The organism is Salipiger sp. PrR002, assembly GCF_010500775.1.
GTDB lineage: Bacteria > Pseudomonadota > Alphaproteobacteria > Rhodobacterales > Rhodobacteraceae > Salipiger.
The window spans coordinates 34753-61424 of record NZ_JAAGOU010000013.1; the positions used below are offsets into that span (position 1 = coordinate 34753).

Here is a 26672-nt window from a genome sequence, read left to right on the forward strand (position 1 = left end):
TGTGACCGGGCGGCCTCAGATGTAGCGGGTGATAAGCCAGAGCGCGATCAGACCGATGACCAGCAGCAGGTGCAGACCATCGATCCAGCGCCAGCGGCGGCCGCCGAGAAAGGCGCTGAGCGCGAGCGGGGCCGAAGCGATCAGCAGGGTGGGCAGCCCCTGACCGAGGGCGAGCGCGCGCGAAAGCGGCGGGTAGAGCGGATTTTGCGTGAGTTGTAGCGCCGGCGCGAGACCGGCGTAGAGCACCAGCGCGGCCATGAGCAGCGAGGGCAGGGCCGCAAGCTGCGCCGGGCCGCGGGCTACCAGCGCGCGCAGCAGCGACAGAAGCGCCAGAACCGCGGGATAACCAAAGCTTTTCAGCAGGATGAAGGAGAGCAGCAGCGGCGTGGGTTCGAAAAGGCTCATCGCACGGCCTCGATCGGGCCGTCGGCACGGCCATGGATGAATTGCTGCAGGTAAGGGTCTGTGGCACCGTCCATTTCGCTGACCGGCCCGCTCCAGTGGATGGTGCCCGCATGCAGCATGGCGACCTGATCGGCGATGGCGCGCACCGAGCTCATGTCATGGGTGATGGTCAGCGCGGTGGCGCCCATCTCTGTGACGATCTCGCGGATCAACGCGTTGATCACCCCGGCCATGATCGGATCGAGACCCGTGGTCGGCTCGTCGAAAAAGATGATCTCGGGGTCGGCGGCGATGGCGCGGGCGAGGCCGACGCGCTTTTGCATGCCGCCCGACAGTTCGGCGGGCAGGCGGTCGGCGACTTCGGGGCCGAGGCCGACGCGGGCAAGCTTGGCGATGGCGATCTCTCGCGCCTCACGCCGCGGGCGGCGCTGCGGGCCGCGCAGCAGGCGGAAGGCCACGTTCTGCCAGACCGGCAGCGAGTCGAAGAGCGCGGCGCCCTGAAACAGCATCCCGAAGCGCGGCATCAGCGCGTCGCGGGCGCCCCGGGTCCCTTGGGTGACATCCTGCCCGGCCACCTCGATACGCCCGCTGTCGGGGGTAGTGAGGCCAAGGATGCATTTGAGCAGCACGGATTTGCCGGTGCCCGAGCCGCCGATGATCACCATCGAGCTTCCCTTGGGCACAGTCAGGTCGACGCCGCGCAGCACGGGCGTTCCGTCAAAGCTCTTGTGCAGGTTCTGAAGAGTGATCATGCCGAGAAGAACACCCCAGTGAGCAAAAAGTTCGCCGCGAGGATAAGGATTGCCGCCGCTTCGACCGAAGATTTGGTGGCGCGCCCAACGCCCTGCGCGCCGCGGCCCGAATGCATGCCGTAATAGCACCCCAGAAGCGCGGCGATGCCGCCAAAGGCCGCGCCCTTGGCCAGCGAGGAGAGCACATCCAGCGGCTCGAGGAAATCGAGCGTGTTCTTGAGGTAGGCCACCGGGGTGAAGCCGAGCGAGCTTGTGGCCACCGCGTAGCCGCCTGCGATGCCGATGACATCGCCCACCGCGACCAGCAGCGGCACGGTCAGCAGCGCCGCCAGAAAGCGCGGCGCGACGAGGTATTTCATCGGATCGGTGGAGAGGGTGACCAGCGCGTCGATCTGCTCGGTGACTTTCATCGTGGCGATCTCGGCGGCGATCGAAGAGGTCACGCGGGCGGCGATCATAAGCCCGACCAGCACCGGCCCCAATTCGCGCACCATGCCGATGGCGACGATCTGCGGCACCACCGCCTCGGCGTTGAAGCGCGCGCCACCGGAGTAAATCTGCAGCGCCAGCGCGCCGCCAGTGAAGATCGCCGTCATGCCCACCACGGGCAGCGACAGCCAGCCGATGTGCAGCAGGGCCTGCAGCACCTCGCGGCCATAGAACGGCGGGCGCAGAATGTGGCTGAGCGCCGAAAGACCAAAGAGCGTTAGCCGCCCGGCAGAGGCCAGCCCGCGCAGCACCGTGCGCCCAAGCGCGCCGAGCGCTGCGATCACCGGCGCGGCGATGGCGGCGCCAAGGCTCATCCGCCGCGGTAGACCCGCGCGTAGCGGTTGCCGAGCGAGGTGAGGATCTCGTAGCCGATGGTGTCGATATGGCGCGCCAGATGGTCGACGGTCTGATGCGGGCCGAGCAGTTCCAGCGTTTCGGGCACCTGCTCGACGGCGGTCACATCGACGGTGATCAGGTCCATCGAGATGCGGCCCAGCAGCTTGCAGCGGGTCTCGCCAGCCCAGAGATAGGTCTTGGGCGCAAGCGCGCGGATCAGGCCGTCGGCATAACCGGCGGAGATTGTCGCGACCTTCATCGGCGAGCGCGCCACAAACGCGTTGCCGTAGCCCACCGACTCGCCGGTCTGTACTTCGCGGGTCTGGATCACCGGGATGTGCAGCGCGGCGACGCGATGCGCCTCTTTGAAGGGCAGCCCGCCATAGAGACCAATGCCGGGGCGGGTGACGTCGAAATGATAGTCCTTGCCCAGCAGGATGCCGCCCGTGGCCGACAGCGAGCGCGGCGCGTCGAGCCCCTCGGTCATTTCGCGGAAGTTGCGCAGCTGATGGGCGTTCATCCCGTGGTTCGGCTCGTCGGCGCAGGCCAGATGCGACATGATCAGCCGCGGCTTTTGCTTCATCGCCGTGTCGCGCAGGGCCAGCCACTCGTCAGCCTCGAGCCCAAGCCGGTTCATGCCGCTGTCGAGCTGGACGCCGAAGGGATGGCCGGGAAGGCTTTCGGCGTGGCGCAGCATCTGCTCGATGGAGTTGATCATCGGGGTCAGCGCCGCGTCGCGGATAAGCGCCGCATCGCCCGCCATATGGCCGCCGAAGACGTTGATCTCGGGACCCTCGCCAAGCGCCTGGCGCAGAACCACGCCTTCCTCGCAGGTGGCGACGAAGAACCGCCGCGCGCCTTCGCGCGCCAGCATCGGCGCGACGCGATCAGCGCCGAGACCGTAGGAGTTTGCCTTGACCACGGCGCCGGTCTCGCAATCGGAGAGGGCGTCGAGGGCGCGCCAGTTGGCGCGGATCGCATCGAGATCGATGGTAAGCTGTGCCTGTGCCATGGCGCGTTGATTGCCGCGCGGGCAGGGGGCGTCAAGAGGGAAAGCGCCGAAGTGGGGCGCGAGGTGGTCCTGCTGTGGGGGCAGGGCCTCTGGCGCGGGCAGGCAGGCAGGCAGGCGGGCCGGAGAGTGGGCGTAGCGAGCCAAGGCCCTGCGGGGGTTTCACACCCCCGCACCCCCGTGGGATATTTTGGCCAAGAGGAAGAAGCGGACTTTAGAAGTTGTCGCCTTCGCCGTTCTGCCAAGGACGCACGAGGTTGCCGAAGCGGGTGAAGCGGCCCTCGAAGCTCAGTTCCACCGTGCCAATGGGGCCGTGACGCTGCTTGCCGATGATCACCTCGGCCTTGCCGTGCAGGCGCTCCATGCGTTCCTGCCAGGCGGCCATTTCGTCGAGCCGGTCATCCGAGGGCTTCTCGCGCTCCACGTAATACTCCTCGCGGAACACGAACATCACCACGTCGGCGTCCTGTTCGATCGAGCCCGATTCCCGCAGGTCCGACAGCTGCGGGCGTTTGTCGTCACGGCTTTCCACCTGACGCGAGAGCTGAGACAGGGCGATCACCGGGATGTTGAGCTCCTTGGCAATGGCCTTGAGACCCATCGAGATCTCGGCGATCTCGTTGACACGGTTTTCGGCGGTGCCGCGCACCAGCTGCAGGTAGTCGACCATCAGCACGTCGAGGCCGTGCGTTCGCTTCAGCCGCCGCGCACGGGCGGCAAGCTGGGCGATCGGGATGGCGGGCGTGTCGTCGATGAACAGCGGGCAGGCCTCGAGGCTCTTTGCCGCGTCGACGAAGCGGCGGAACTCGGTCTCGGTCATGTCGCCGCGGCGGATCTGCTCGGAGGGCACTTCGGCGGCTTCCGACAGGATACGCGCGGCCAGCTGCTCGGCGCTCATTTCGAGCGAGTAGAAGCCGACGACGCCCCCCTCGATCGCACCCTCGGTGCCATCGTGGCGGGTGCCCTTCTTGTAGGCCTTGGCGATGTTGAAGGCGATGTTGGTGGCCAGCGAGGTTTTGCCCATCGAGGGGCGCCCGGCGAGGATCAGAAGGTCCGACGGGTGCAGGCCGCCGAGTTTCTTGTCCATGTCGATGAGGCCGGTGGAGACGCCAGCCAGACCGCCCTCACGCTGATAGGCGGCGTTGGCCACGTTCACCGCATCGGTCACGGCGCGCAGGAACGACTGGAAGCCGCCCTCGGTCTGGCCCTGCTCGGCCAGCTTGTAGAGCGCCTGTTCGGCCTGCACGATCTGTTCGCGCGGCTCGGATTTCACGTCGACCTTGGTGGCGCGGGCCGAGATGTCGCGGCCCAATCCGATAAGATCGCGGCGCACCGCCAGATCGTAGATCATCTGCGCGTAGTCGCGCACGGCAAAACTCGAGACCGCGGCGCCGGCGAGGCGCGCCAGATAGGCCGGTCCACCCAGTTCCTTGAGGCCCTCGTCATCTTCCATGAACGCCTTCAGCGTCACCGGGGACGCGAGGTTGTTCTTGGCGATCCGCGCCGCGGCGATCTCGAAGATGCGGCGGTGCACCGGGTCGTAGAAATGCTGCGGGCCGAGGATGGCCGCGACCCGGTCGTAGACATCGTTGTTGGTCAGGATCGCGCCCAGCAGTTGCTGCTCGGCCTCGATCGAATGCGGCATCGTGTCAGCCTGCTCGACCTCGACGCCCGTGGCGTTGAATACGCTGTGATCGTTCATGCCTGTCCCCTTGGCCCATGTCGCCATGGTCCGACGTCTTTTTGTCCCTTTGATGTCCCGCTGGCTCCCCCGAGTCCCGCAGGTTCAAGCGTCATAGCGCGCCGCGGGTCGCGGACCAATCTGGAAATCTCTGTGGACTATTTCGGGATAACCGGAAATGGGCCCGGTGCCCGCTGCTGCTCGTGAAGATATCGTAGCAGGATCGCGGCGTTTCGCAACATTTGGTGCGATGTGCCGGGCGAAGAGGCTGGCCCTTCGCCCGAAGAAAATGCGCTTATGCGCCGTTTTCCGCCTGCCATTTGCGCGGGTCTTCGAGGAAGGCCTCGACCGCCGCCAGCGTCGCGGGCTCGAAGCCGCCGCGCGCCTTGGCCTCGGCCAGCACGTCATGCCAGGTGCAGAGGTAGTGCAACTCGACCCCGTGATCGCCGAGCGTCTTCGTGGTCTCGGGGAAGATGCCGTAATAGAAGATCACCGCGGTATGGGCGCAGGTGGCCCCGGTGTCGCGGATCGCATCGACGAAGCTGAGCTTGGAGCCGCCATCGGTGGTCAGATCCTCGACCAGCAGCACGCGCTGGCCCTCGGTCATCTTGCCTTCGATGCGGGCGTTGCGGCCATAGCCTTTGGGCTTCTTGCGCACATAGGTCATCGGCAGCGCCATGCGCTCGGCCACCAGTGCGGCGAAGGGGATGCCCGCGGTCTCGCCGCCGGCAATGTTGTCGAAGGCTTCGAAGCCGGCGTTGCGCATGACGGTGACGGTCAGGAAATCCATCAGCGTCGAGCGGATGCGCGGGTGCGAGATCGGCGTCCGGCAGTCGATGTAGACGGGCGAGGGCAGGCCTGAGGCCAGCTTGAAGGGCTGGTCGCCCATGAAATGCACCGCGCCAATCTCCCAGAGCATCCGGGCCGTCAGCCGGGCCATTTCTTCTTGCGAGGGATAGGACGAGGGGATCATGGGGCAGCTCCTTTGAAAACCGCGCCCGCCTTAGCGCGAAAGCGCGCGTTCGGGAAGGGCGCATCGCGCGCCGCGCCCCTGTTTCATTGTTCCGCAAATACGCCGGGGGGTACGGGGGCAGCGCCCCCGTCGTGCACAGCACGACAAACCAGAAGCGCGTGCGGGGGCGTCGCCCCCCGTCGTGCACAGCACGACAAAGCAAAAGCGCGTGCGGGGGCAGCGCCCCCGCTGGCCTTAGTCCTCGACCCGCCAGTGCAGCGGCATACCGGGATCAAAGACGGTCACCGGTCCGGCGCCGGTCTCGATCTTGCCCGGGTAGGTGACGGGCGCGCCCTTGGTCAGGGTCACAACCTCTTCGCTCACCGGCAGGCGGTAGAAGGCCGGGCCATTGCGCGAGGCGAAGGCCTCGAGCTTGTCCAGCGCGCCGTCCTGTTCGAAGACCTCGGCGAGGATCGACAGCGTATTGGTGGCGGTGAAGCAACCCGCGCAGCCGCAGGCGCTTTCCTTGGCCGGATCGGCGTGGGGCGCGCTGTCGGTGCCGAGGAAGAAGCTGGCATCCCCGGAGGTCGCGGCCTCGCGCAGGGCCAGCCGGTGCTCTTCGCGCTTGGCGACGGGCAGGCAGTAGTAATGCGGCTTGATGCCACCGACGAGGATGTGGTTGCGGTTGATCACCAGATGGTGCGTGGTGATCGTCGCGCCCAGATCGTCGCCACCGGCGCGGGCGTAATCGACGCCCTGCTTGGTGGTGATATGCTCCATGACCACGCGCAGGCCGGGGGTGCTGCGGCGGATCGGGTCGAGCACGCGGTCGATGAACACCGCCTCGCGGTCAAAGATGTCGATGTCGCTGTCCACCACTTCGCCGTGCACGCAAAGCGGGATGCCGCGCTCGGCCATCAGCTCGAGCACCGGGCGGACCTTGTCGAAATCGCGCACGCCCGAGGCAGAGTTGGTGGTGGCGCCTGCGGGGTAGAGTTTCAGCGCGGTGATCAACCCGCTTTCATGCGCCGCCGCCACATCCGCCGGATCGGTGGTCTCGGTGAGGTAAAGCGTCATCAGCGGGGTGAAACCGCTGCCTTCGGGCAGGGCTTTGAGGATGCGCTCGCGGTAGGCGGCGGCGTCATCTCCGGTCACCACCGGCGGCACGAGGTTGGGCATGATGATCGCCCGGCCGAAGTGGCGGGCGGATTCGGGGGCGATGCCGGCCAGCATCTCGCCATCGCGGAGGTGCAGGTGCCAGTCGTCGGGGCGGCGGATCGTGATCTGGGTCATGCGCGCGGAGTATCACGGTGCCGCGGTCTGGGCCAGATACCTTGCGCGCCCTTGCCGGTGCTTTGTGACCTACCGAGTGACTGACAGAGCGCCCGGCGGACCGGCAGAAGGGGGCGCTGCCCCCGTCCGCTGACGCGGACTCCCCCGGCGTATTTTGAAAGAGAAGAAGCGGGAGCAGTGCAGGTGTCTTCTTCTCTTTTTCAAATACGCATGGCACGCCATGGCGGCCGGGCGGGGCGGCGCCGGGTGGGGCGCCGCGCCGGATCTTCAAGGGTCTTCAGTTTTTTGTGGCGGTGAGTGCCACATCGACCGCGACCTCGAAGCTCAGCTGGTCGGGATCGTTCATGCTGCTGCCGATCTCGTAGTTGCGGCGGTCGAGCGTGGTGCTGCCCTGCATTGTCGCCGTGCCATTCTCCAGCGTCAGTTCGAAAGGCAGGGTGACCGGCACCTCGGCGCCCTTGAGGGTCAGCGTGCCCTGGGCCTCATAGCCGCTGTCTGCGCGCAGGATATCGGCGGTGAAAGTGGCGGTGGGATGCTCTTCGGCGTTGAAGAAATCCGCGCCCAGAGCCTGTTTGCTGACCGAGCCGAGGGTCAGCGTCGGGATGGCGATCTGCACGGTGACCTCGCCTGCCTTGCCCGGGGTCTCGCGCGGCTCGAAGGCGATCTCTGCGGTCCAATCGGCAAAGCTGCCCTCGATCTCCTTGCCCATCTGCACGAGGCTGATGGCAAGTGTGCCCTCGGTGACCTGCCAGTCGGACTGGGCCTCGGCCAGTTGCGGCGCGGCGGGGGCCTCTTCGGTGCTGAACATGCCAGCCGCCGCGCCGCCGCCGATCACCGCCACCCATGCGGCGAGGGCGAGGGCCACCGGGCGCAGCACCACATGCGACGCGCCATGGCTGCCGCCCTCGGCGCCGCGCAGCATACGCGCCAGCGTGCCGTCACGGTCGATCACCGCGTGTTTCAGCGCCCCGGCCACATGCAGCGCCAGCGCCGCCACCAGCAGCCATTGCGCCAGAAAGTGCACGGAGGCGGCGGCTTCGGCGACGCTGTCGGAATTGGGCACGAAGGGCAGGTCCTGACCGAAGGACCAGAGGATCGGTGCAAAGCCCTCGGTGGCGGCATGTTCGATCCAGCCCGACAGCGGCACGATCACCAGCGTCGAGTAAAGCAGCCAGTGCACGCTTTCTGCGGCCAGCACTTCGGCGCGGCGCTCGGGGTGCAGCGGCGCGGGTTTGGTCTGGGTCAGCGCCCAGAGGATGCGGAACAGCGCGATGAAGAACAGCGCGACGCCGATGGTCTTATGCACCGAGAAGAGCTGCGCTTTCACGGCGAGTTGCGCCTCGGTCTCCCACGGCGCGAAATGGGCGATCCAGCCCAGCGGGATCATGATCAGGATGCCGAGCGCGGTCAGCCAGTGCAGACTGCGCGTGACGGCGCCATAGGCGGTCTTGGTGTTGGCGAGGGACATCAGGGTCTCCGGGGCTCGGGAAGCGGGTTTGGGGCTCGGGGAGCGGTTTTCCGGAAGATCGGCGATGCCGCGGCGCAGCGCAATTTGCGCGGATGCACAGATCCCGTGCGCGCCATTCGTTTAGGCCTCGTAGCTGTAGCCGAGCGCGGCTTCCAGCGGCAGGTCAAGGCGGCTGCGCAGGAAGGCGAGGTCCGCCTCGGACAGATGCGCCGGGGTCTGCGGTCGCGGCTCGTCCACGGCAGGCAGGAAGCGGCTGCCGAGGCGTTTGTGCACCGGGCGGAAAGCACCCTCGGGCGCGGGCAGGCCGAGGCTGCCCCGCAGCGCCGTCAGGAAATCTTCGGGCGCGGCCTGCACCGCCTCCAGACGGCAAAAGAGCAGCGCGCCGCCGCGGTTGAAGAAGCTCAGCAGCCCCTGCAGCTTTGCGCGGCGCAGGGCGAAAAGATCGGGGAAGGGGGCGCCGGTGAGCGGGTGGCGGTCGTGTTGCAGCGGCTGGCCCGCGCCCCCCAGCGCCGCGACTTGCGGGAAATAGCGCGGCCGGTCGGCGATGGTGGCCCATTCGGTGCGCAGGAAGTCGGAAAACGGCAGGCGCTGGATCGCCGCCGGGCAATGCCACGGCCGCGCATGCATCGACCGCGCCCAATCGGCGGCATTGCGCGTCACGCACAGGATCAGCGTGTCCTGCGGGATGGCGGTCATCTGCGGGAACCCGTGCTTCCAGCCCAGATCCTCTGTCGGGGTGAGGGGCGTGTTGCGACCGATCAGCCGTTTGAGGAAGTTGGTGCCGGAACTGCGCTCGCCAAACACCTGATAGCGGGTGATCGCGGGAGAGCGGGGGATGCCGGGCGTCTGCGGCGCGGGCAGATGGAACTGCCAGCCGGTGCTGCGGAACTCCTGCGTGATCATCTGGGCCTCGTGCTTTGCATGGCACGATAACGGCGGCGCGGTCGATTGGCGATTCTCTTTTTACCACAAGGCGCTATGCTCAGGCTTTACAGGGGCCGCCGGGGCGGCAAAGCGAGGAGACCGACATGCAGACCGTGGCCGCCGCCGTCACCATGGTGCGCGACGATAGGTTCTTTCTGGAGGCGTGGCTGCGCCATTACGGGCGTCTTCTGGGGCGTGAAAACTGCTATATCGTCAACCACGGACGCAGTGCTGATCTGGCTGAGCTGGCGCAGGGCTGCAACCTCATCGGCATTCCCGGCGATCCGCATCCGAACTTTGACATGAAGCGCTGGCGGCTGCTCAACGGTCTGGTGAACGGGCTGCGCAGCTACTACCGGCATGTGATCGTCGGCGATGTGGACGAGCTGGTGGTGCTGGACCCGGCAGAGGGCAACCTGTTGGATTTCCTCGCGCAGCAGCCCATCCGCCGAGTGCTGACGCCGGTCGGGCTTGAAGTGGTGCACCGCATTGACCGCGAACCGGCTGAGCTGACGGACAGCATCCTTGGCCCGCGCCGCCATGTGCGGCTTGCGCCGCATTATTCCAAGCCCTGCGTGCTGTCGCTGGGCACGAAGATCGCGCGAGGCGGGCATTACACGCAGGCGTCGAAACTGTTCACGCCGGAGCCGCTTTATCTTTTTCACCTAAAGTACTGCGATTTCGCGCAATATGTGGCGGCCATGGACCGGCGCAACGCGGTGACAGAGGCTGTGGGCGTGGGGGTCAAACAGGCGGCGATCGGGCGGCATTGGTTTGCCGAGGCGCGGGGCGAGGATCGGGCGCTGTTCGAAGGATTTGCCGAGCTGCCGATGCAAGAGGGGTTCGACTTCGCGCAGGTTCGGCGGCGCATGCATCGCAGTTGGGCGCCGCGCGGCGAGACTGGCTATTGGCAGTTCGACCGACCCGAGGATGCGCGGCAGTATTGTCTGCCCGACAGGTTCTTCGGCCTGTTCTGAGCCGCGCTCTGAGGGGTTCGTTGCGTAGGGCGTGAGCGGTGGTCTTATCCGGGGCTATACTCCGGGCGGTCTTCTTCGGGCCGGGGTCCCCCGGCGCGGTGGATCAGTTGCCCAGCGAGCTGAGGAACGTGGTGCCGCTGATCTCGAGGCCCGCCGGGCCGCGCACCGAGTTACCGGCGGCGAGCATCACATTGCGGGAGTTCTCATCAAGCAGGCCAAGGCCGGTTTCATAGACTTCGGCGGGCACCTGCGTCAGAACCACGGCGGCGACGATCCCGGTGACGAGGCTGAGCGAGTTGCCGCGCTCCCCTGCGCGACGGCCAACGCAGCGCAGCAGGTGCATGATCGCGACCACGCCGGAGACGGCGAGCAGCGCTGCGAGCATTCCAAAAACGTAGACGTGATATTCCTGCGGCAGGCTGCCCTGCGCGAGGCTGTCTGCGATCTGAGCTTGATTGCGGGCGACGGCGATCACAATGCCGGCCCAGACAAACCCGACGAGACCTGAAAGGATCGGGCGCTTGGCGGCGCGCGCGGTGCTGGCCGCGCTGGCCTGATGCCCGAAGCGGGCGAATTGCGGATCGACGCGTTTCACGCGGGCGTCGAAATCGGCATGGGTCATCTTGCGGATGGCGTAGGCTCTCATCAATTCCCAGCTCCTTCTGCCAGATTCGTGCCGGCTTTCTGCCGACCGGGGCGGTCGTGACGCTCCCGTTAGAATCGACGGTAGGAATGGATTGTGGCGAAATGTGGCGGCGAATATGGCTCGGACTGGATATCTTCTTGGCGAAAATGGCGATCCGTTCGCGCCGCTCACCTATCCCTTTGGATGGGTGTGTCAGAGAGCCGTAAAAATAAGGGCTTTGAGATGTGTCGCCCTGCTGACAGGGTGTCGTGAAATTGTTGCAAATGCAGGGGTTGGCAGGGCGAAAATTCGTCGCCCCGCCGAAAATATTACCTAAATCTTAAGCAGCAGTGGCCATCGCATCGAGGATCCGGGCCCAGCTGCGAATCCCTTTGTGGAAGGATTCGAGGTCGTATTTCTCGTTCGGCGAGTGCAACTGGTCGTCGTCCTTGCCCCAGCCCACCAGCATCGCATCCATGTCGAGGATGTTCTGGAAGTAGCCCGCGATCGGGATCGAGCCGCCGCAGCCCGCATAGGCCGCCGGATCGTCCCATTCGTCGCCGAGCGCCTTGCGCGCCGCTTCAAAGCCGGGGTGGGTGGTGTTCATCTCGGACGCGGGCGAGCAGCTGTGGTCCTTCCATTCGACCGAGCAGTCGGACGGCACCTGCGCCTCGACCCAGGCGCGGAAGTTCTTGCGGATCGCCTGCGGGTCCTGCGTGCCGACGAGGCGGAAGCTGATCTTGGCCGAGGCTTCGGCGGGCAGCACGGTCTTGAAGCCCGCGCCGGTGTAGCCACCCCAGATGCCGTTGATCTCGGCGGTGGGGCGCGACCAGATCATCTCGATCGGCAGGTGATCCTTCTCGCCCGCGGGCTGCGACAGGCCGACGCCGCCAAGGAAGGCCGCATCGTCGAAGTTCAGCGATTTCCACTGATCGAGGATCTCGGGCGGCAGGTCGGGCACGCCTTCATAGATCTCGGGCACCTGAATCGTGCCGTTCTCATCGAAGAGCCCGCCGAGGATCTTGGTCAGCACGCGGATCGGGTTCATCGCAACGCCGCCATACATGCCCGAGTGCAGGTCCTTGTCGGCAGCCTTGATGGTCAACTCTTCGCCCAGCAGGCCGCGCAGGCGGGTGATGATCGCCGGGGTCTTGGACTGGAACAGGCCGGTGTCGCAGATCAGCGCGATCTCGGCTTTCAGCTCTTCGGCGTTCTCCTTCATGAAGGGGATCAGCGAGGGCGAGCCGCTCTCTTCCTCGCCTTCGAAGAAAAAGGTGATCTTGCAGGGCAGGGTGCCATGCACCGCTTTCCATGCGCGGCAGGCCTCGATGAAGGTCATCAGCTGGCCCTTGTCGTCCGACGAGCCGCGGCCGCGGATCACCTTGCCCTTGGCGGTGTCCTCGATGGCCGGATCGAAGGGGTCGCGGTTCCAAAGGTTCAGCGGATCGACCGGCTGCACATCATAGTGGCCGTAAAACAGCACGTGCGGGCCCGGTCCGTCCACATGGCCCACTACCATCGGATGGCCGGGGGTGGGGCGCTTGCTGGCTTCGATGCCGATGCTGGCGAGATCGGCGACCAGCCAGTCGGCGGCCTTGTCGCAGGCGTCCTTATAGTCGGGGTCAGTCGAGATCGAGGGGATTCGCAGCAGGTCCAGCAGGCGGTCGAGCGAGGCCGGAAGGTCGGCGTCGATTTTGCTGAGCACAGTGTCGAGAGACACGTTTTCTTGAGCCATGGGGCGCTCCTTCTTGAGAGTTGCGCGGAGCCTACCACCCGGCCCGGCACTGTCCAGAGCGCAAGGCGAGAGGGGCGATGTCACGCCGCAACGGCCCAGAGACCCAGCAGAACCAGCACCGCCCCCGCCATCTGGCGGTGGCTCAACCCCTCGCCGATGCAGAGGGCATAAAGCAGCACGAGCACCGATTCCGCGACGATAATGGCGATATAGACATAGGAGAGATCGTAGCTCCGCATCAGCAGGATCTCGGACATGAAAGCGATTAGAAATCCGATGGTTGCAAGAAGTACCCCAAGCGAAATCTGCCCCATGGAGACGGATTTCATGCCCACGGTCGCCAGCGCGTATCCCAGCGCGGTGCTCAAGGTCAGAAAGGGGGTGGGCAGAAAGAGCCCCGACAGGAACGGCATACGGCCTCCAAGGAAAAATCCACGCCCCGGCAGCCCGCAAAGCGGTGGGGGCACGTTTGAAATGACTGGAGACAGGCTGCGCCGATGAGCGTCACGCGACCAGTATGGGAAACCCTACCTTGAAACATTACTCCGAAAGTCTTGATTCAAATCAAGGGCGCGACGCTTAGTCTCGTTCTAAAGCGTGGACATGGAGCGCCGTGGTCGGTATCCAATCCAAAACGTGAATGTGGCCCTGAGACCACATGGGCGCCGCGACAAACGCGGCCAACAATAGATGAAGGAAGGAGATACCGGTGGACTACACCGCGAAGCTCGACGAAGCCCTTGACCGCCTGCATGCCGAGGGCCGCTATCGCACCTTCATCGACATCGAACGCAAGAACGGCCGTTTCCCCCACGCAACGTGGCGCAAAGCGGACGGCAGCGAGATGCCGATCACCGTGTGGTGCGGGAATGATTACCTTGGGATGGGGCAGCACCCGGTTGTGCTGGCCGCGATGCACGAAGCCATCGACGCCACCGGCGCCGGCTCTGGCGGCACGCGCAACATCTCGGGCACCACGGTCTATCACAAGCGGCTCGAGGCTGAACTGGCCGACCTGCACCAGAAAGAGGCCGCGCTGGTCTTCTCCTCGGCCTATATCGCCAATGACGCGACGCTCTCGACGCTGCCGAAGCTGTTCCCCGGCCTGATCATCTACTCGGACGAGCTGAACCACGCCTCGATGATCGAGGGCATCAAGCGTAACGGCGGTGCCAAGCGCATCTTCCGCCACAACGACGTGCAGCACCTGCGCGAGTTGATGGAGGCCGATGATCCCGCCGCGCCGAAGCTGATCGCCTTTGAATCGGTCTACTCGATGGACGGCGACTTTGGCCCGATCGAGGCGCTTTGCGATCTCGCCGACGAGTTCGGCGCGCTGACCTATCTCGACGAGGTGCACGCGGTGGGCATGTATGGCCCGCGCGGCGGCGGTGTCGCCGAGCGCGACAACCTGCTGCACCGGCTCGACATCATCAATGGCACGCTGGGCAAGGCCTTTGGCGTCTTCGGCGGCTATATCGCGGCCTCGGCGAAAATGTGTGACGCGGTGCGCTCCTACGCGCCGGGCTTCATCTTCACCACCTCGATCCCGCCCGCTGTGGCGGCAGGGGCGGCGGCGTCCATCGCGCATCTCAAGCAGGACCAGGAGTTGCGCGAGCGGCACCAGACCCAAGCGAAGATCCTCAAGCTGCGGCTCAAGGGGCTTGGCATGCCGATCATCGATCACGGCTCGCACATCGTGCCGGTGATCGTCGGCAACCCGGTGCACACCAAAAAGCTGTCGGACATGCTGCTTGACGGTTTTGGCATCTATGTGCAGCCGATCAACTTCCCGACCGTGCCGCGCGGCACCGAGCGCCTGCGCTTCACCCCGTCGCCGGTGCATGGTCCCGACGAGATGGACAAGCTGGTGCGCGCCATGGACGAGCTTTGGTCGCATTGCGCGCTCAACCGTCAGGAACTCAGCGCCTGAGCGTGATCGCTTCCAGCGCTAACTCAACCATCGCGGTCCCTGCGGTTTCCTAAATCGCGGGGACTTGTTTTGTTCTGGCGTTGCCACAGGTTGATTGTGGAAAACCCACGCAGCCTGCGCAGATCAACGCCGATGTAACCCTGAATTTCTGTCATTTCAGTTGTTCTGTGCTAACCTAGCATCAATAAAGGCCGCGACCCGAATCGCGAGCCCGTGATTTGGCAGGCGCAGTCTGGGACGGTGGAGCACAAGGCGGAACGCATGATAGGGCGTAATTCCCCTCGTATGTCTGATGAACAGCACGACGCGGAGACAACTCCGCGCGGCTTCGATGATTTTACGTTGCAACTTGGTGATGTGATGCGCGGCGAACGCGCGACGATGGGCAAATCCCTGCTCGACGTGCAGCGGGAATTGCGCATCAAAGCCAGTTACATCGCCGCCATCGAGAACTGCGATCCCTCGGCATTTGACACGCCCGGCTTCATCGCTGGCTACGTGCGCTCCTACGCCCGTTACCTGAATATGGACCCGGACGAATGCTATCGCCTCTTCTGCGAAGAGAGCGGTTTTGCCGTCGCGCATGGCATGTCCGAGAAGGCCTCGACGATCCGCAAGGGGCAGGGCGATCTGCCCGCGCCGATGGCCCGTGACATCTTTGAACAGCCGCGCATGCCCTTCGTGCCGGCGGGTGACAGCTTCTTCTCGCGGATCGAGCCGGGCGCTATCGGCTCGCTGCTGGTGCTGGTCGCCCTGCTGGGCGGGATCGGCTACGGCGGCTTTGCGGTGCTGCGCGAAGTGCAGCGCGTGCAGGTTGCGCCGGTAGACCAGACCCCGCTGGTGCTGAGCGATCTCGACCCGGTGCAGGGTGCCGAGGAAATCACCGAAGACGCGGGCGGCGAAGACGTCGCCAGCGCCGAGGGGGCAGGGCCCTTCTCGCCGCCGTCGAATGAGGCGCTGGACCGGCTCTACCGGCCCAAGGCGCTGGACGTTCCGGTTCTGGTGGCCCGCGATGCGCCGATCTCCTCGCTCGATCCGTCGACCGTGGGCGCCTTCGCGCAGGCCGCGCGCAACCAGTTGCCGCAGGTCGATACCAATCCCGCCGATGCGGCGCTGCAGGTGGCCGGTCTCGCTGGCCCGGCGGCGCAGCCCGGCGCCACCGCGCTGCCGCGCACCGTGCTGGACAGCAAGAGCGTGACGCTGCTTGCCGTGCGTCCCGCGTGGGTGCGCGTGCGCGGCGACAGCGGCAACGTGCTTTACGAGCGGGTGATGGAGCCGGGTGACACTTGGACCGTGCCCGAGGGCCAGCAGAGCGCCAAGCTCACCGTTGGCGAGTCGGGCGCGCTCTATCTGGCGACCAATGGCCAGACCCTCGGCCCGCTCGGGCCGAAGGGGCAGGTGACCCGCGATGTGGAACTGGTGCCCGAAGTGGTGAGCGCCGCCTATCAGCCTGCTGAACCGCAGCAGGATGGTGATCTGCAGCGCGTGCTTGCCAAGCTGAACGACAGCATCATGCCCGCCGCCGCGCCGCAGGTTCAGCTTGCGCAGGCCGGTGCCGAGATCGCAACGCAGCCCGGCGCGCCCAAGGTGCTTCAGGACAGCGCGCCCGGTGTGACGATGATCGCCGTGCGCCCGGCATGGGTGCGTGTGCGCGCCGCCGATGGCTCGGTGATCTTCGAGAAGACCATGCGCGCCGGGGACACTTGGACCGCGCCTGCCACGCAGGACCCTGCCAGCCTGCGCGTCGGCGAGTCGGGGGCCGTCTACTTCGCGGTCAACGGCCAGACCTACGGTCCGGTCGGCGCCAGCGGCACGGTCACCAAGAACCTGCAGCTTTCGGTCGATAACCTGACCCGCGCCTACAAGGTGGCCGACATCAGCCGCGACGCCGATCTCGAGCGGGTGGTGGCCGAGCTTTCCAGCGACGTGCGGGCCGACTGAGCCCATCCGGCCCGCCTCACGCTCACGCCATCGCGATCCTTTCCCTTGCGGACGAGGCAGGGCCCCTCTGGTTTCATGACGCCACGGGGGCTATGTTGGATGTGAGTACAAATGAATGCCCTCAGGAGGGTCCTTCCGCATGAGCCACAACCCGATCCGCCCATGGCGCAGCATCGAGCGCCGCAAATCCCGGCAGATCATGGTGGGCAACGTGCCGGTGGGCGGGGATGCACCGATCTCGGTGCAGACCATGACCAACACCGTCACCACCGACGTCAAGGCGACCATTGAACAGGTGCAGCGCGCCGCCGAGGCGGGTGCCGACATCGTTCGAGTCTCGGTGCCCGATGAGGCTAGTTCGAAAGCGCTGAAAGAGATCGTGCGCGAAAGCCCGGTGCCGATCGTCGCCGACATCCATTTCCACTACAAGCGCGGCATCGAAAGCGCCGAAGCTGGCGCCGCCTGCCTGCGCATCAACCCCGGCAACATCGGCAGCCCCGAGCGTGTGCGCGAAGTGATCGCCGCCGCGCGCGACCACGGCTGCTCCATGCGCATCGGGGTGAACGGCGGATCGCTCGAAAAGCATCTGCTCGAGAAATACGGCGAGCCGTGCCCCGAGGCGATGGTGGAATCCGCGCTCGATCACATCCGCATTCTGGAAGACAACGACTTCCACGAGTTCAAGATCAGCGTGAAGGCCTCGGACGTGTTCCTGTCGTCCGCCGCCTACATGGGGCTGGCGGAAGCCACCGACAAACCCATCCACCTTGGTATCACCGAGGCGGGCGGGCTGACCTCGGGCACCATCAAAAGCGCCATCGGCCTTGGCCAACTGCTGTGGATGGGCATCGGTGACACGATCCGCGTCTCGCTCTCGGCCGATCCGGTCGAAGAGGTGAAGGTCGGCTATGAGATCCTCAAGTCCCTCGGCCTGCGCCACCGCGGCGTGAACATCATTTCCTGCCCGTCCTGCGCGCGTCAGGGCTTTGACGTGATCAAGACTGTGGAAACGCTCGAAGAGCGGCTGGAGCACATCAAGACCCCGATGAGCCTGTCGATCATCGGCTGCGTGGTGAACGGACCGGGCGAGGCGCTGATGACCGACGTCGGCTTCACCGGCGGCGGTGCGGGTTCGGGCATGGTCTATCTGGCGGGCAAGGCCAGCCACAAAATGTCCAACGAGCAGATGATCGACCACATTGTCGAAGAGGTCGAGAAGAAGGCCGCCCAGATCGAGGCCGACGAGGCCGCCAAAGCGCAGGCTGCGGAGTAGTCTCGTGCAGCGGGCGAGTGCACTCGAAGGGGTCATCCCGCCCGCCGGTCAGCTGTTGGATTTCACCGCGTTGCGCAGCCTCGAGGGGCTGCGGCGCGCGCAAGGGCTGCTGAGCGTCGCGCTGATCAGCCTCGCCTCTCTGGCGATCTGGGCCTTCATGGATGTGCCGATGATGCTGCCGTGGCTGGCGGGCATGATCCTGATCTTCGGCCTGCATTTCCTCGCCGTGACCACGCTTCCCGACACCGGCTATCGCCTGCGGCTGCTGCTGCCGGTGCTGACGCTGGTCCTTTCGGGGCTGACCTATATCGCCGGGGGCATGATCCTGTGGATGCAGGGCGAGCCTGCGCTGTCGATCCTGTCGCTGATGTTCGTCTTTGTCGCGCTGCTGAACACGCTGTCTTACCGCGTGCACCTGCGGCTTTTGCTGGTGCTGGATCTGTCGCTGATGGCGGTGGGTATCCTTGCGCGGGCGGGCTGGCTTTGGCACGTCGATCCCGGCACCCCCGATACGGTGCTGATCAGCGCTGCTTTGGTGATTTGCTATGTCTACTTCTGCCGCGTCGCATGGAGTGCGCTGCGCACACGCGAGGCGCTGGAGATTGCGGCGGGAGAGGCGCTGGCCAAGGCGCGGGGCCGGGCGCTGGAACAACTGACCGGCGGCGTTGCGCATGATTTCAACAATCTGCTGACCGCTGTTCTGGGCAATCTGGAACTGGCGCGGCTGACCGGCAGCGCGGCAGAGCGTGACGAATTGCTGGACGAGGCCGAGCGCGCGGCGCGGCGCGGGGCCGATCTGACCGGGCAGTTGCTGGCGACGGCCAGCCGCGCGCCGCTCAGCCCGCTGGCGGTGCTTCCGGCCAGTCAGGCGCGCGAGGTGCAGCGCCGCGCCCTTGCGGTGCTGGGGCCGGGGCACAGGCTGACGCTGAGCGTCGCGCCCGATCTGCCCGATGTGCATGTGGACGCGCCGAGGCTGCAGGCCTGCCTTCTGGAACTGGTCAAGAACGCCTGTGACGCGATGCCGACGGGTGGCACGCTCGAATTGGCGGTTCTGCGGCGCGGAGGGTCTGTCTGCTTTGAGCTGAGCGACAGCGGCCCCGGCATTGCCGCCGATCTGATGCCGCTGGTCTGCGAGCCCTATTTGACCACCAAGCCGGTGGGGCAGGGATCGGGTCTGGGTCTGGCGATGCTGCGCGGATTTGCAGAGCAGTCGGGCGGCAGTTTCGAGCTCGCGTCCGGGCACGGCGGTCGCGGCACCTGCGCAAGGCTCTGTCTGCCGGTGCGGAGCGTGGAGGCTGGCGCAGAGTCCGCGGCGGACAGGACGCCGCAGGCCGGACTAGGGGTGCGGTCGGCGACCGGGGTCGCCGACGCGGCAGAGTAGGGCTCAGCCCTCGCTGCGGATCTGATCGACGATCTGGCGCATCCCGTCGATCGGCACATAGCCGCGCAGCATCTGGTCGCCAAACACGAAGGTCGGCGTGCCGCTGATCTGCAGGCGCTGCGCCAACTCGTGGGTTTCCTTGATGCGGCGGTCCACCTCGGGATCGCTCATCTTGGCGAGAATGGCCTCACCATCCAGCCCAAGCGTGTCCGCCAGTTTCGACAGCACCGGCTCGCTCGGCTCCTGCTTGAGCGAGATCAGCGCGTCATGCATCTGCTTGTAGGCGTCCGGCCCTTCGACCAGCATGGTCGCCAGCGCAAAGCGCGACGAGGTCACGCTGTCCTGCCCGAGGATCGGGAATTCCTTGATGACGATGCGGATGTTGCCATCGCTTTGCACCAGCTGCTCGACCTCGGGGAAGGCCTTGCGGCAATAGCCGCAGCGGTAGTCCGAAAATTCCACGATGGTCACGTCGCCGTCGGGGTTGCCACCCACCCAGCTGTAGCCGTCATCGAAGAGCGCGCCAGCGTTGGCGGCCACGAGGTCTTCGTCGGCGGCGGCCTGTTGCTGCTGCTGCTTGGCTTCGAGCGCGCTCACCGCCTCCATGATCACTTCGGGGTTGTCGAGCAGATACTCCCGCACCTCGGCGCGGAAGGCCTCGCGCTGCTCGGGGGTGAGGTTCTCGAGGTCAAAGCTCTGGGCCGCCACGGGCTGCGCCATGAGCCCGGTGGCCACGGCCAGCGAGGCGGCGGCGCGGCGAAGGGCGGTGCGTCGGGTCGAAAGGGATTGCATCTTGTCTCCGTCGGTCAATTGCGCCCGCAGGGGGCGGTGTCAGCGTTTCCTTGCGGCGCGCTCGGATGCGTCTAGCACATCCTGCGCCCGGCGCCACGGGGCCGAGCCGCGTGGCAGTAAATCCAATGCACGTTTTGCGTGAATGGCGGCGTCGTCCATCCGGTTTTGCAGCGCGTAGCGCTGCGCCGTGGCCTCCGAGGCCATGCCGGTGTTGCCGGCGCGGGCGTAGGCCACCGAGATGTCGCGCAGGATGCGCGGATCGGCCCAGTCACGACCGCGCGCGGCTTCCAATGTCTGCAGCGCCGGGGCGTATTGCTTTGACGCCAGCTGCGCCCGGCCCAGCCCGCCAAGGACCTGCGCGTTGCGCGGGGCCAATCGCCGGGCCTGCTCGCCGACGCGGGCGGCCTCTTCGGGGCGGCGCGATTCCAGCAGGATCTGGCCCTTCAGGTCGCGATAGAAGGGATCGTTGGGGCGCAGCGCGATGGCGCCGTCGATCGCCCGCAGGGCGCCGCCGAGATCGGACTGGCGGTGGCGGGCGACCGCCTCACGCATCAGCGCGATGTCTTGGCTGCCGCTGCGGTCCAGCCGGTCCAGCGTCCAGCCCGGCGCGCGCAGGAAGGCGGTGAGCTTGCCGCGCGCCCGCAGGAACCAATATTGCGCGGCGGGATCATCGGCTTCGGCCGTCTTCGTGCCCGCCACCAGCGCCTCGAGGCTGCGGAAACGGTCGCGGGTCAGCGGATGGCTTTGCATATAGGGATCTTGCCGCCCGACGTTCAGCGCCTCTTGCCCGAGGAACAGCTCCTGCGCCTGCAGCGCGCCGCGTGGGTCGATCCCGGCGGTGACCAGCGTGCGCACCGAGGCGATATCGGCCGAGCTTTCCTCGGCGCGGGTGTGGCCGAGAAAACTGCGCAGTGCCGAGCTTTGCGCGCCGATCAGCAGCCCGGCCGCGGCGTCGGCACTGCCCGAGGCGGCACCTGCGGCGACGGCCAGCACCATGCCCAGACCGGCGGCGTTGCGCGCCGCCCGCATATTGCCGAGCCGCCGGGTGATATGCCCGCCGGTGATATGCGCGGCCTCATGCGCCAGCACCGCCTGCAGCGCCTTGGCGCTCGGCAGTTTCATCAGCAGCCCGGAGTTCACGAAGATATGGCTGGGGTCGGCGACGAAAGCGTTCAGCCGGTCGTCCTGCACCACCATCACCTGCACCTGTCCCGGGCTCAGCCCGGCGGCGCGCAGCACCGGAGCGCTCAACTGCGTCAGCGCGTGTTCGATGTCGGCGTCTCGCAAAAGCGTGGCGGCATGCGCAGAGGGCGCCACCAGCAGCAGGGCCAGGGCGCAGAGCGTTGCAACCAAGCGCAGCGTGGCGCGCGGCATTGACCCTCCCTTTGAAGCTTCGTACTCCGCCCGGAGGCGTCGTGCCGGGTCACCATGGGAGAGAGACATGCGAAACTCAAGCCGCGGGGCAGTTGATCCCTTCATCGTGATGGATGTGATGGAGCAGGCCCGCGCCGCCGAGGCGGCAGGCCGCCACATCATCCACATGGAAGTGGGCCAGCCCAGCTCGCCCGCGCCCGAGGCGGCCCGCAAGGCGCTGGCCGACGCGATGGAAAGCGATGCGCTCGGCTACACCGTGGCGCTTGGCATTCCCGAACTGCGGGCGCGCATCGCGCGGCTTTACGGCGAATGGTATGACGTCGATCTGAACCCCGAGCGGGTGGTGGTCACGCCGGGCTCTTCGGGGGGCTTCATCCTTGCCTTCTCGGCGCTTTTCGACGCGGGCGACCGGGTGGCACTGGGAGCGCCGGGCTACCCGTCCTACCGGCAGATCCTCAAGGCGCTGGACCTGCGCCCGGTCGAAGTGCAGACCTCCGCCGAGAACCGCTATCAGCTGACCCCGCAGGACCTTGCCGGGGTGGGCTATGAGGGCGCCATGGTCGCCTCGCCCAGCAACCCCACGGGCACCATGCTGGGCAAGCCCGAACTGGCGGAGTTGGTCGAGGCGGTGCAGGCGCGCGGCGCGTCGTTCCTGTCGGACGAGATTTACCACGGCATCGATTACGACAAAAAGCCGGTGACCGCGCTGCAGGTCTCCGACGATGTCTGCGTGATCAACTCCTTCTCGAAGTATTTCTCGATGACCGGCTGGCGAGTCGGCTGGCTGGTGGTCCCCGAGGCGCAGGTGCGGCAGTTCGAGCGGCTGGCGCAGAACCTTTTCATCTGCGCGCCGAACGCCTCGCAGGTCGCCGCACTTGCAGCGATGGACGCGACCGAGGAACTGCAGGCCAACCTTGCGGTCTACGCCAAAAACCGCGCGCTGATGATGGAGGGGCTGCCCAAGGCGGGCTTTGATCGGATCGCGCCGCCGGATGGCGCCTTCTACGTCTATGCCGACGTCAGCCATCTGACGAGCGACAGCCGCGCCTTTGCCGCCGAGATCCTCGAGAAGGCCGGTGTCGCCGTGACGCCGGGCCTCGATTTCGATCCGGCGCGCGGGGCGGGGACGTTGCGCTTTTCCTACGCCCGCGGCACGGCAGAGATCGAAGAGGGGCTGGCACGGCTCAAGGCCTTCATGGCAAGCCGGGGCTGAGCCGCACCTGCCTCGCCGCGCCGCAATGTGATCATCGCACCCGCCGCGAAGCAGGTGCGAATCCGGGCCGGGACTGCTAGGCTTCGGCCCAACCACAAAAAGACAGACAGGCGGATGAGCAGTATTTTCCGGATCATCGCGGCGGGCGTGTTCTGCGCAATGCTTGGCACCACGCCCGGCACAAGCAGCGCGCAGGCGCAGAGCGCCGGGCTCGGCGGGCAGGCGCGTCTGCTGGACGGTGGCGCCGAGGATCATGGCCGCAGCGGTGCCGAACTGACCCTCGATCTGAGCCAGGGCGTGCCGTGGCGGGCCTTCACCCTGACCGATCCGGCGCGGCTGGTGCTGGATTTCCGCGAGGTCGACTGGACCGACGCGGATGCGGCGGCGATGGACCGCGCCGAGGCGGTGACCGCGCTGCATATGGGGCCGTTCCGCTCGGGCTGGTCGCGGCTGGTGGCCGAGCTGTCGCAGCCGATGATCATCGACAAAGCGGGGATGAAGGTCTCGGAAGAGACCGGCGCCGCGACGCTGCGCCTGACGCTGACCAAGGCGAGCGCCGCCGAGATGGCCGCGCACTCCGGGGTGCCGCGCGATCCGCGCTGGGACCTGCCGCCAGCCAAGGCCAAGGCCGCGCCGCTGCGTGCGCCGGGCGCGCCGCTGCGCATCGTGCTCGATCCGGGGCACGGCGGCATTGATCCGGGCGCGCAGCGCGACGGCCACGCCGAGGCCAACCTCATGCTGACCTTCGCGCGCGATCTGCGCGACGTGCTGCGCCGCGCGGGCTATGAGGTGCTGATGACCCGCGATGCGGATGTCTTTGTTTCGCTCGAAGGGCGGGTGGCGCTGGCGCATGACGCACGCGCCGATCTCTTCATCTCGCTGCATGCCGACGCCATCGAGCAGGGCATCGCCCATGGCGCCACAGTCTACACGCTGGCCGAGGATGCCTCGGATGCCGCCTCCGCCGCGCTGGCCGAGCGCCACGACCGCGACGACATTCTCGCCGGGCTCGATCTTTCGGGCTCCGACGACCGGGTCGCCAATGTGCTGATGGATCTGGCGCGGCTCGACAATGCGCCGCGCGGCAAGGCGCTGGCACGGCAGCTGGTGTCGGGCATCCGCAACGCGGTGGGGCAGGTGCACAAACGCCCGCTGCGACAGGCGGGCTTCTCGGTGCTCAAGGCCGCCGATATCCCCTCGGTGCTGATCGAAGTGGGGTTCCTGTCGACCGCCGAAGACCTAAATCATCTGCAGGATCCGGCATGGCGCGCGGGCATGGCAGCAGGGATCCGCGACGGGATCGACGCATGGGCGATCGAAGACGAAGCCTTGGCGCGCCTGCGGCGGCAATAGGCTGGCGGTATTAGGACGGCATTAGGGTCGGGTGAACGGCGCGCTCCGGCATGAGACCGCCGTTCCAGGCTTCCCTCTGGCAGCCTTGTGTTTTGACCTGAGCCCGCGCGTTGTATAATGGGGCTGCAATCCAAAGGGGCATTGCTTGTGACCAGGTTCATTCTCTCGTTCTTCGGGGCCATCTTCAGCGTCATCACTCTGGGAGTGATGGCGGTCGCGCTGTCTATCGGCGCGGTCTTCTGGATCTATGGCCGCGACCTGCCAAGCCATGAAAGCCTTGCGCAATACACGCCGCCGACGATCTCGCGCATCTACTCGCAAGAAGGTCAGATCATTGACGAATTCGCGCAGGAGCGGCGGCTGTTCACCCCGGCCGACCAGATCCCCGATCTCGTCAAGCAGGCCTTCATCTCCGCCGAAGACAAGAATTTCTACGAGCACCACGGCTATGACGTGCGCGGCATCGCCGCCGCTGCCTTCGACGCGGTGCGCACCCGTGGCCGCGATGTGCGCGGCGCGTCGACCATCACCCAGCAGGTGATGAAGAACTTCCTGCTCTCCGGCGACCGCAAGATCGAGCGCAAGATCAAAGAGATCATCCTCGCCTCGCGCCTCGAAGAGACGCTGAGCAAGGACAAGATCCTCGAGCTCTATCTCAACGAGATTTTCCTCGGCCAGAACTCCTATGGCGTCACCGCCGCGGCGCAGACCTATTTCAATAAGAGCCTGTCCGAGCTTGCCCCGCATGAGGCGGCGATGCTGGCCTCGATGCCGAAAGCGCCGTCGGACTTCCACCCGGTGCGCAACAAGCAGCGTCTGCTCGACCGGCGCAACTACGTGCTGCGCGAGATGCGCGAGAACGGCTATATCGACACGGCCACCTATGAGACCGAGGTCAGCCAGCCGCTGAGTTCGGTGCAGAACGGCGATTTCGAGCCCTATCAGAAGTCGCTGCCGCCGCGCGATTATTTCACCGACGAGATCCGCCGCCAGCTGACCAGCGAGTTCGGCGAGGGCGAGTTCTTCTCGGGCGGCCTGTCGGTGCGCGCCACGCTCGACCCCGAGATGCAGGTGGAGGCGGCGCAGTCGCTGCGCATCGCGCTCGAGGATTACGACCGCAGCTTGGGCCGCTGGCGCGGCTCCGGCAAGACCATCCCCGAAGAGAGCCTCGGCTCGGAAGAGGATTGGCGCGCGGCGCTGGCGGCGGTGCCGATTGCACGCGACATCGACCTCGAAAGCCAGTGGCTGCCGGCGGTGGTTCTGGAGGTGGGCGACAGCCAGATGCGCCTTGGCATCGAGGACACGCCGGACACGGCGGAACGCCCCTCGGTGGTGCCGCGCGAAGACATCTCGTGGATCCGCGGCAGCTTTGCCGACAATTTCAAGCGCGGCGACGTGGTGCATGTGCGCGCCATGGTCACCGATCAGGATGGCACATTCATCCGCTGGACGCTGCGGCAGGTGCCGCGCGTGCAGGGTGCCTTCATGGCGATGGACGTGAACACCGGCCGGGTGATCGCCATGCAGGGTGGCTTCAGCTACCAGAACTCGGTGTTCAACCGCGCCACGCAGGCGCTGCGCCAGCCCGGCTCCAGCTTCAAGCCCTTCGTCTACGCCGCGGCGCTGGACTCGGGGTTCTCGCCTTCGACAGTGATCATCGACGCACCGATCGAGATCAACACGCCGCAGGGCGTCTGGCGGCCGAAGAACGCGTCGAACACCTACTATGGCCCGACGCCGCTGCGCACCGGCATCGAGCAGTCGCGGAACCTGATGACCATCCGTCTCGCACAAGAGATCGGCATGGACACCGTGGGGCGCTACGCCGAGAAGTTCGGGGTCTATGACCACATGGGCCGGGTGCTGGCCAATGCGCTCGGGGCGGATGAGACCACGCTCTACAAGATGATCTCGGCCTATGCGATGTTCGCCAACGGCGGCGAGCGGGTCGAGCCGACGCTGGTCGACCGGGTGCAGGACCGTTATGGCCGCACGGTCTACAACCATGAGTATCAAAAGGGCAACGAGCGCAGCTGCCTCGATTGCGCCGACCCGAACCTGCCGCCGGGCCGTGGCCCGGACATCCGCAACAACCGCGACCGGATCATGGATGCGGTCACCGCCTATCAGCTCACCTCTATGATGCAGGGTGTGGTGCAGCGCGGCACCGCCTCGCGCACGGTGAACCTGCCGGTGCCCACCGCGGGCAAGACCGGCACCACCAACGATGCCAAGGACGTGTGGATGCTCGGCTTTACCTCGAACATCGTGGCGGGCTGTTACATCGGCTATGACACGCCCCGCCCGCTGGGCCGGGGGGCCTCGGGCGGCGGCATGTGCGGGCCGGTGTTCAACCGCTTCATGCTCAAGGCGGTCGAGAAATACGGCGGCGGTCAGTTCAAAGTGCCGCCCGCCTGTAACTTCCTCAACATGGACCGTTTCACCGGCGCGCGTCTGGGGCCGGATGCCTCGGGGCCGAACGTGGTGGCCGAATGTTTCCGCTCGGGCGAAGAGCCGCTCTTTGGCATCCAGCTCGACGGCGGCTGGGCGATGTCGGGCAATTTCGACATGATCCAGCCCGACGGCTCGACCCGCCCGCGCGAGGTCACCACCTCCACCGGGCGCAAGGCGACGGTGGGTCCCAAGGCCTCCTTCGGCACGCTCAGCTCGGGTGGCCTCTACTGAGCGGCGCAACGGGTTAGCAGGATCGACAAGGCGGAGGGGAAACCCTCCGCCTTTTCTTTTGCGAAAGGTCTGTGGGCGGGG

Annotated in this window: 22 protein-coding genes; 8 read left to right on the plus strand and 14 right to left on the minus strand. The window is 66.3% G+C overall.

The window, feature by feature from the left end; translation table 11 throughout:
• Nucleotides 1-15: 15 nt before the first annotated feature.
• The 9 genes from G0A00_RS14590 to G0A00_RS14630 form a co-directional block, all read right to left on the minus strand.
• Nucleotides 16-405, minus strand: a complete 390-nt coding sequence (locus G0A00_RS14590) for a hypothetical protein (RefSeq protein WP_164182529.1) — start codon at nt 403-405, stop codon at nt 16-18.
• Nucleotides 402-1157 (minus strand): ABC transporter ATP-binding protein, encoded by a 756-nt coding sequence (locus G0A00_RS14595; protein ID WP_164182528.1) that lies wholly within the window; start codon nt 1155-1157, stop codon nt 402-404. The genes G0A00_RS14590 and G0A00_RS14595 overlap by 4 nt, the downstream gene beginning before the upstream one ends.
• Nucleotides 1154-1960 carry an ABC transporter permease gene (locus tag G0A00_RS14600; RefSeq protein WP_164182527.1) on the minus strand — a complete coding sequence of 269 codons (807 nt, stop codon included), beginning with the start codon at nt 1958-1960 and terminating at the stop codon, nt 1154-1156. The genes G0A00_RS14595 and G0A00_RS14600 overlap by 4 nt, the downstream gene beginning before the upstream one ends.
• Nucleotides 1957-2994, minus strand: a complete 1038-nt coding sequence (gene alr / locus G0A00_RS14605; RefSeq protein ID WP_164182526.1) for an alanine racemase — start codon at nt 2992-2994, stop codon at nt 1957-1959. The genes G0A00_RS14600 and alr overlap by 4 nt, the downstream gene beginning before the upstream one ends.
• A gap of 211 nt (nt 2995-3205) precedes the next feature.
• Complete coding sequence (locus G0A00_RS14610) at nt 3206-4693, minus strand: replicative DNA helicase (RefSeq protein WP_164182525.1); 1488 nt, start codon at nt 4691-4693, stop codon at nt 3206-3208.
• 274 nt (nt 4694-4967) lie between these two features.
• Entirely contained in the window at nt 4968-5645 is a 678-nt protein-coding gene (locus tag G0A00_RS14615) for an orotate phosphoribosyltransferase (protein ID WP_164182524.1), read from the minus strand.
• Nucleotides 5646-5879: 234 nt separating this feature from the next.
• Nucleotides 5880-6917, minus strand: a complete 1038-nt coding sequence (pyrC, locus tag G0A00_RS14620) for a dihydroorotase (protein ID WP_164182522.1) — start codon at nt 6915-6917, stop codon at nt 5880-5882.
• A 277-nt stretch (nt 6918-7194) separates the two neighbouring features.
• Nucleotides 7195-8385 carry a cytochrome b/b6 domain-containing protein gene (locus G0A00_RS14625; protein ID WP_164182520.1) on the minus strand — a complete coding sequence of 397 codons (1191 nt, stop codon included), beginning with the start codon at nt 8383-8385 and terminating at the stop codon, nt 7195-7197.
• A gap of 120 nt (nt 8386-8505) precedes the next feature.
• On the minus strand, nt 8506-9288 hold the full coding sequence (locus G0A00_RS14630) for a hypothetical protein (RefSeq protein WP_164182518.1): 783 nt from the start codon (nt 9286-9288) through the stop codon (nt 8506-8508).
• Between the two features lie 125 nt (nt 9289-9413).
• Between G0A00_RS14630 and G0A00_RS14635 the strand changes: the two genes are divergently transcribed.
• A complete protein-coding gene (locus tag G0A00_RS14635) occupies nt 9414-10286 on the plus strand; it encodes a glycosyltransferase family 2 protein (RefSeq protein ID WP_164182516.1) in 873 nt (290 codons plus the stop codon).
• A 103-nt stretch (nt 10287-10389) separates the two neighbouring features.
• On the opposite strand, the gene G0A00_RS14640 is transcribed toward G0A00_RS14635, so the two are convergent.
• From G0A00_RS14640 to G0A00_RS14650, 3 genes are all read right to left on the minus strand, one after another.
• Complete coding sequence (locus tag G0A00_RS14640; RefSeq protein ID WP_164182514.1) at nt 10390-10932, minus strand: hypothetical protein; 543 nt, start codon at nt 10930-10932, stop codon at nt 10390-10392.
• A gap of 319 nt (nt 10933-11251) precedes the next feature.
• Nucleotides 11252-12646, minus strand: coding sequence for a M20/M25/M40 family metallo-hydrolase (locus G0A00_RS14645; protein ID WP_164182512.1), 1395 nt, complete (start codon nt 12644-12646; stop codon nt 11252-11254).
• A gap of 80 nt (nt 12647-12726) precedes the next feature.
• Nucleotides 12727-13059 (minus strand): 5-aminolevulinate synthase, encoded by a 333-nt coding sequence (locus G0A00_RS14650; RefSeq protein ID WP_164182510.1) that lies wholly within the window; start codon nt 13057-13059, stop codon nt 12727-12729.
• A gap of 296 nt (nt 13060-13355) precedes the next feature.
• Here G0A00_RS14650 and hemA point away from each other — a divergent pair, with 296 nt between their 5' ends.
• From hemA to G0A00_RS14670, 4 genes are all read left to right on the plus strand, one after another.
• Nucleotides 13356-14579 carry a 5-aminolevulinate synthase gene (gene hemA, locus G0A00_RS14655; protein WP_066105487.1) on the plus strand — a complete coding sequence of 408 codons (1224 nt, stop codon included), beginning with the start codon at nt 13356-13358 and terminating at the stop codon, nt 14577-14579.
• Nucleotides 14580-14864: 285 nt separating this feature from the next.
• Nucleotides 14865-16520, plus strand: coding sequence for a helix-turn-helix domain-containing protein (locus G0A00_RS14660; protein ID WP_235956746.1), 1656 nt, complete (start codon nt 14865-14867; stop codon nt 16518-16520).
• A gap of 139 nt (nt 16521-16659) precedes the next feature.
• A complete protein-coding gene (gene ispG / locus G0A00_RS14665) occupies nt 16660-17793 on the plus strand; it encodes a flavodoxin-dependent (E)-4-hydroxy-3-methylbut-2-enyl-diphosphate synthase (protein ID WP_164182508.1) in 1134 nt (377 codons plus the stop codon).
• 4 nt (nt 17794-17797) lie between these two features.
• Complete coding sequence (locus G0A00_RS14670; protein ID WP_164182507.1) at nt 17798-19174, plus strand: ATP-binding protein; 1377 nt, start codon at nt 17798-17800, stop codon at nt 19172-19174.
• Nucleotides 19175-19177: 3 nt separating this feature from the next.
• Here G0A00_RS14670 and G0A00_RS14675 read toward each other — a convergent pair whose 3' ends face one another.
• On the minus strand, nt 19178-19966 hold the full coding sequence (locus tag G0A00_RS14675; RefSeq protein ID WP_164182506.1) for a DsbA family protein: 789 nt from the start codon (nt 19964-19966) through the stop codon (nt 19178-19180).
• 39 nt (nt 19967-20005) lie between these two features.
• Nucleotides 20006-21340: a M48 family metalloprotease gene (locus G0A00_RS14680; RefSeq protein ID WP_235953109.1), complete on the minus strand. Its 1335-nt coding sequence runs from the start codon at nt 21338-21340 to the stop codon at nt 20006-20008.
• Between the two features lie 67 nt (nt 21341-21407).
• Here G0A00_RS14680 and G0A00_RS14685 point away from each other — a divergent pair, with 67 nt between their 5' ends.
• From G0A00_RS14685 to G0A00_RS14695, 3 genes are all read left to right on the plus strand, one after another.
• A complete protein-coding gene (locus G0A00_RS14685) occupies nt 21408-22553 on the plus strand; it encodes a pyridoxal phosphate-dependent aminotransferase (RefSeq protein WP_164182504.1) in 1146 nt (381 codons plus the stop codon).
• A gap of 114 nt (nt 22554-22667) precedes the next feature.
• Nucleotides 22668-23906: an N-acetylmuramoyl-L-alanine amidase gene (locus tag G0A00_RS14690; RefSeq protein ID WP_164182503.1), complete on the plus strand. Its 1239-nt coding sequence runs from the start codon at nt 22668-22670 to the stop codon at nt 23904-23906.
• Between the two features lie 147 nt (nt 23907-24053).
• Complete coding sequence (locus tag G0A00_RS14695; protein ID WP_164182502.1) at nt 24054-26591, plus strand: PBP1A family penicillin-binding protein; 2538 nt, start codon at nt 24054-24056, stop codon at nt 26589-26591.
• Nucleotides 26592-26672: the final 81 nt, after the last annotated feature.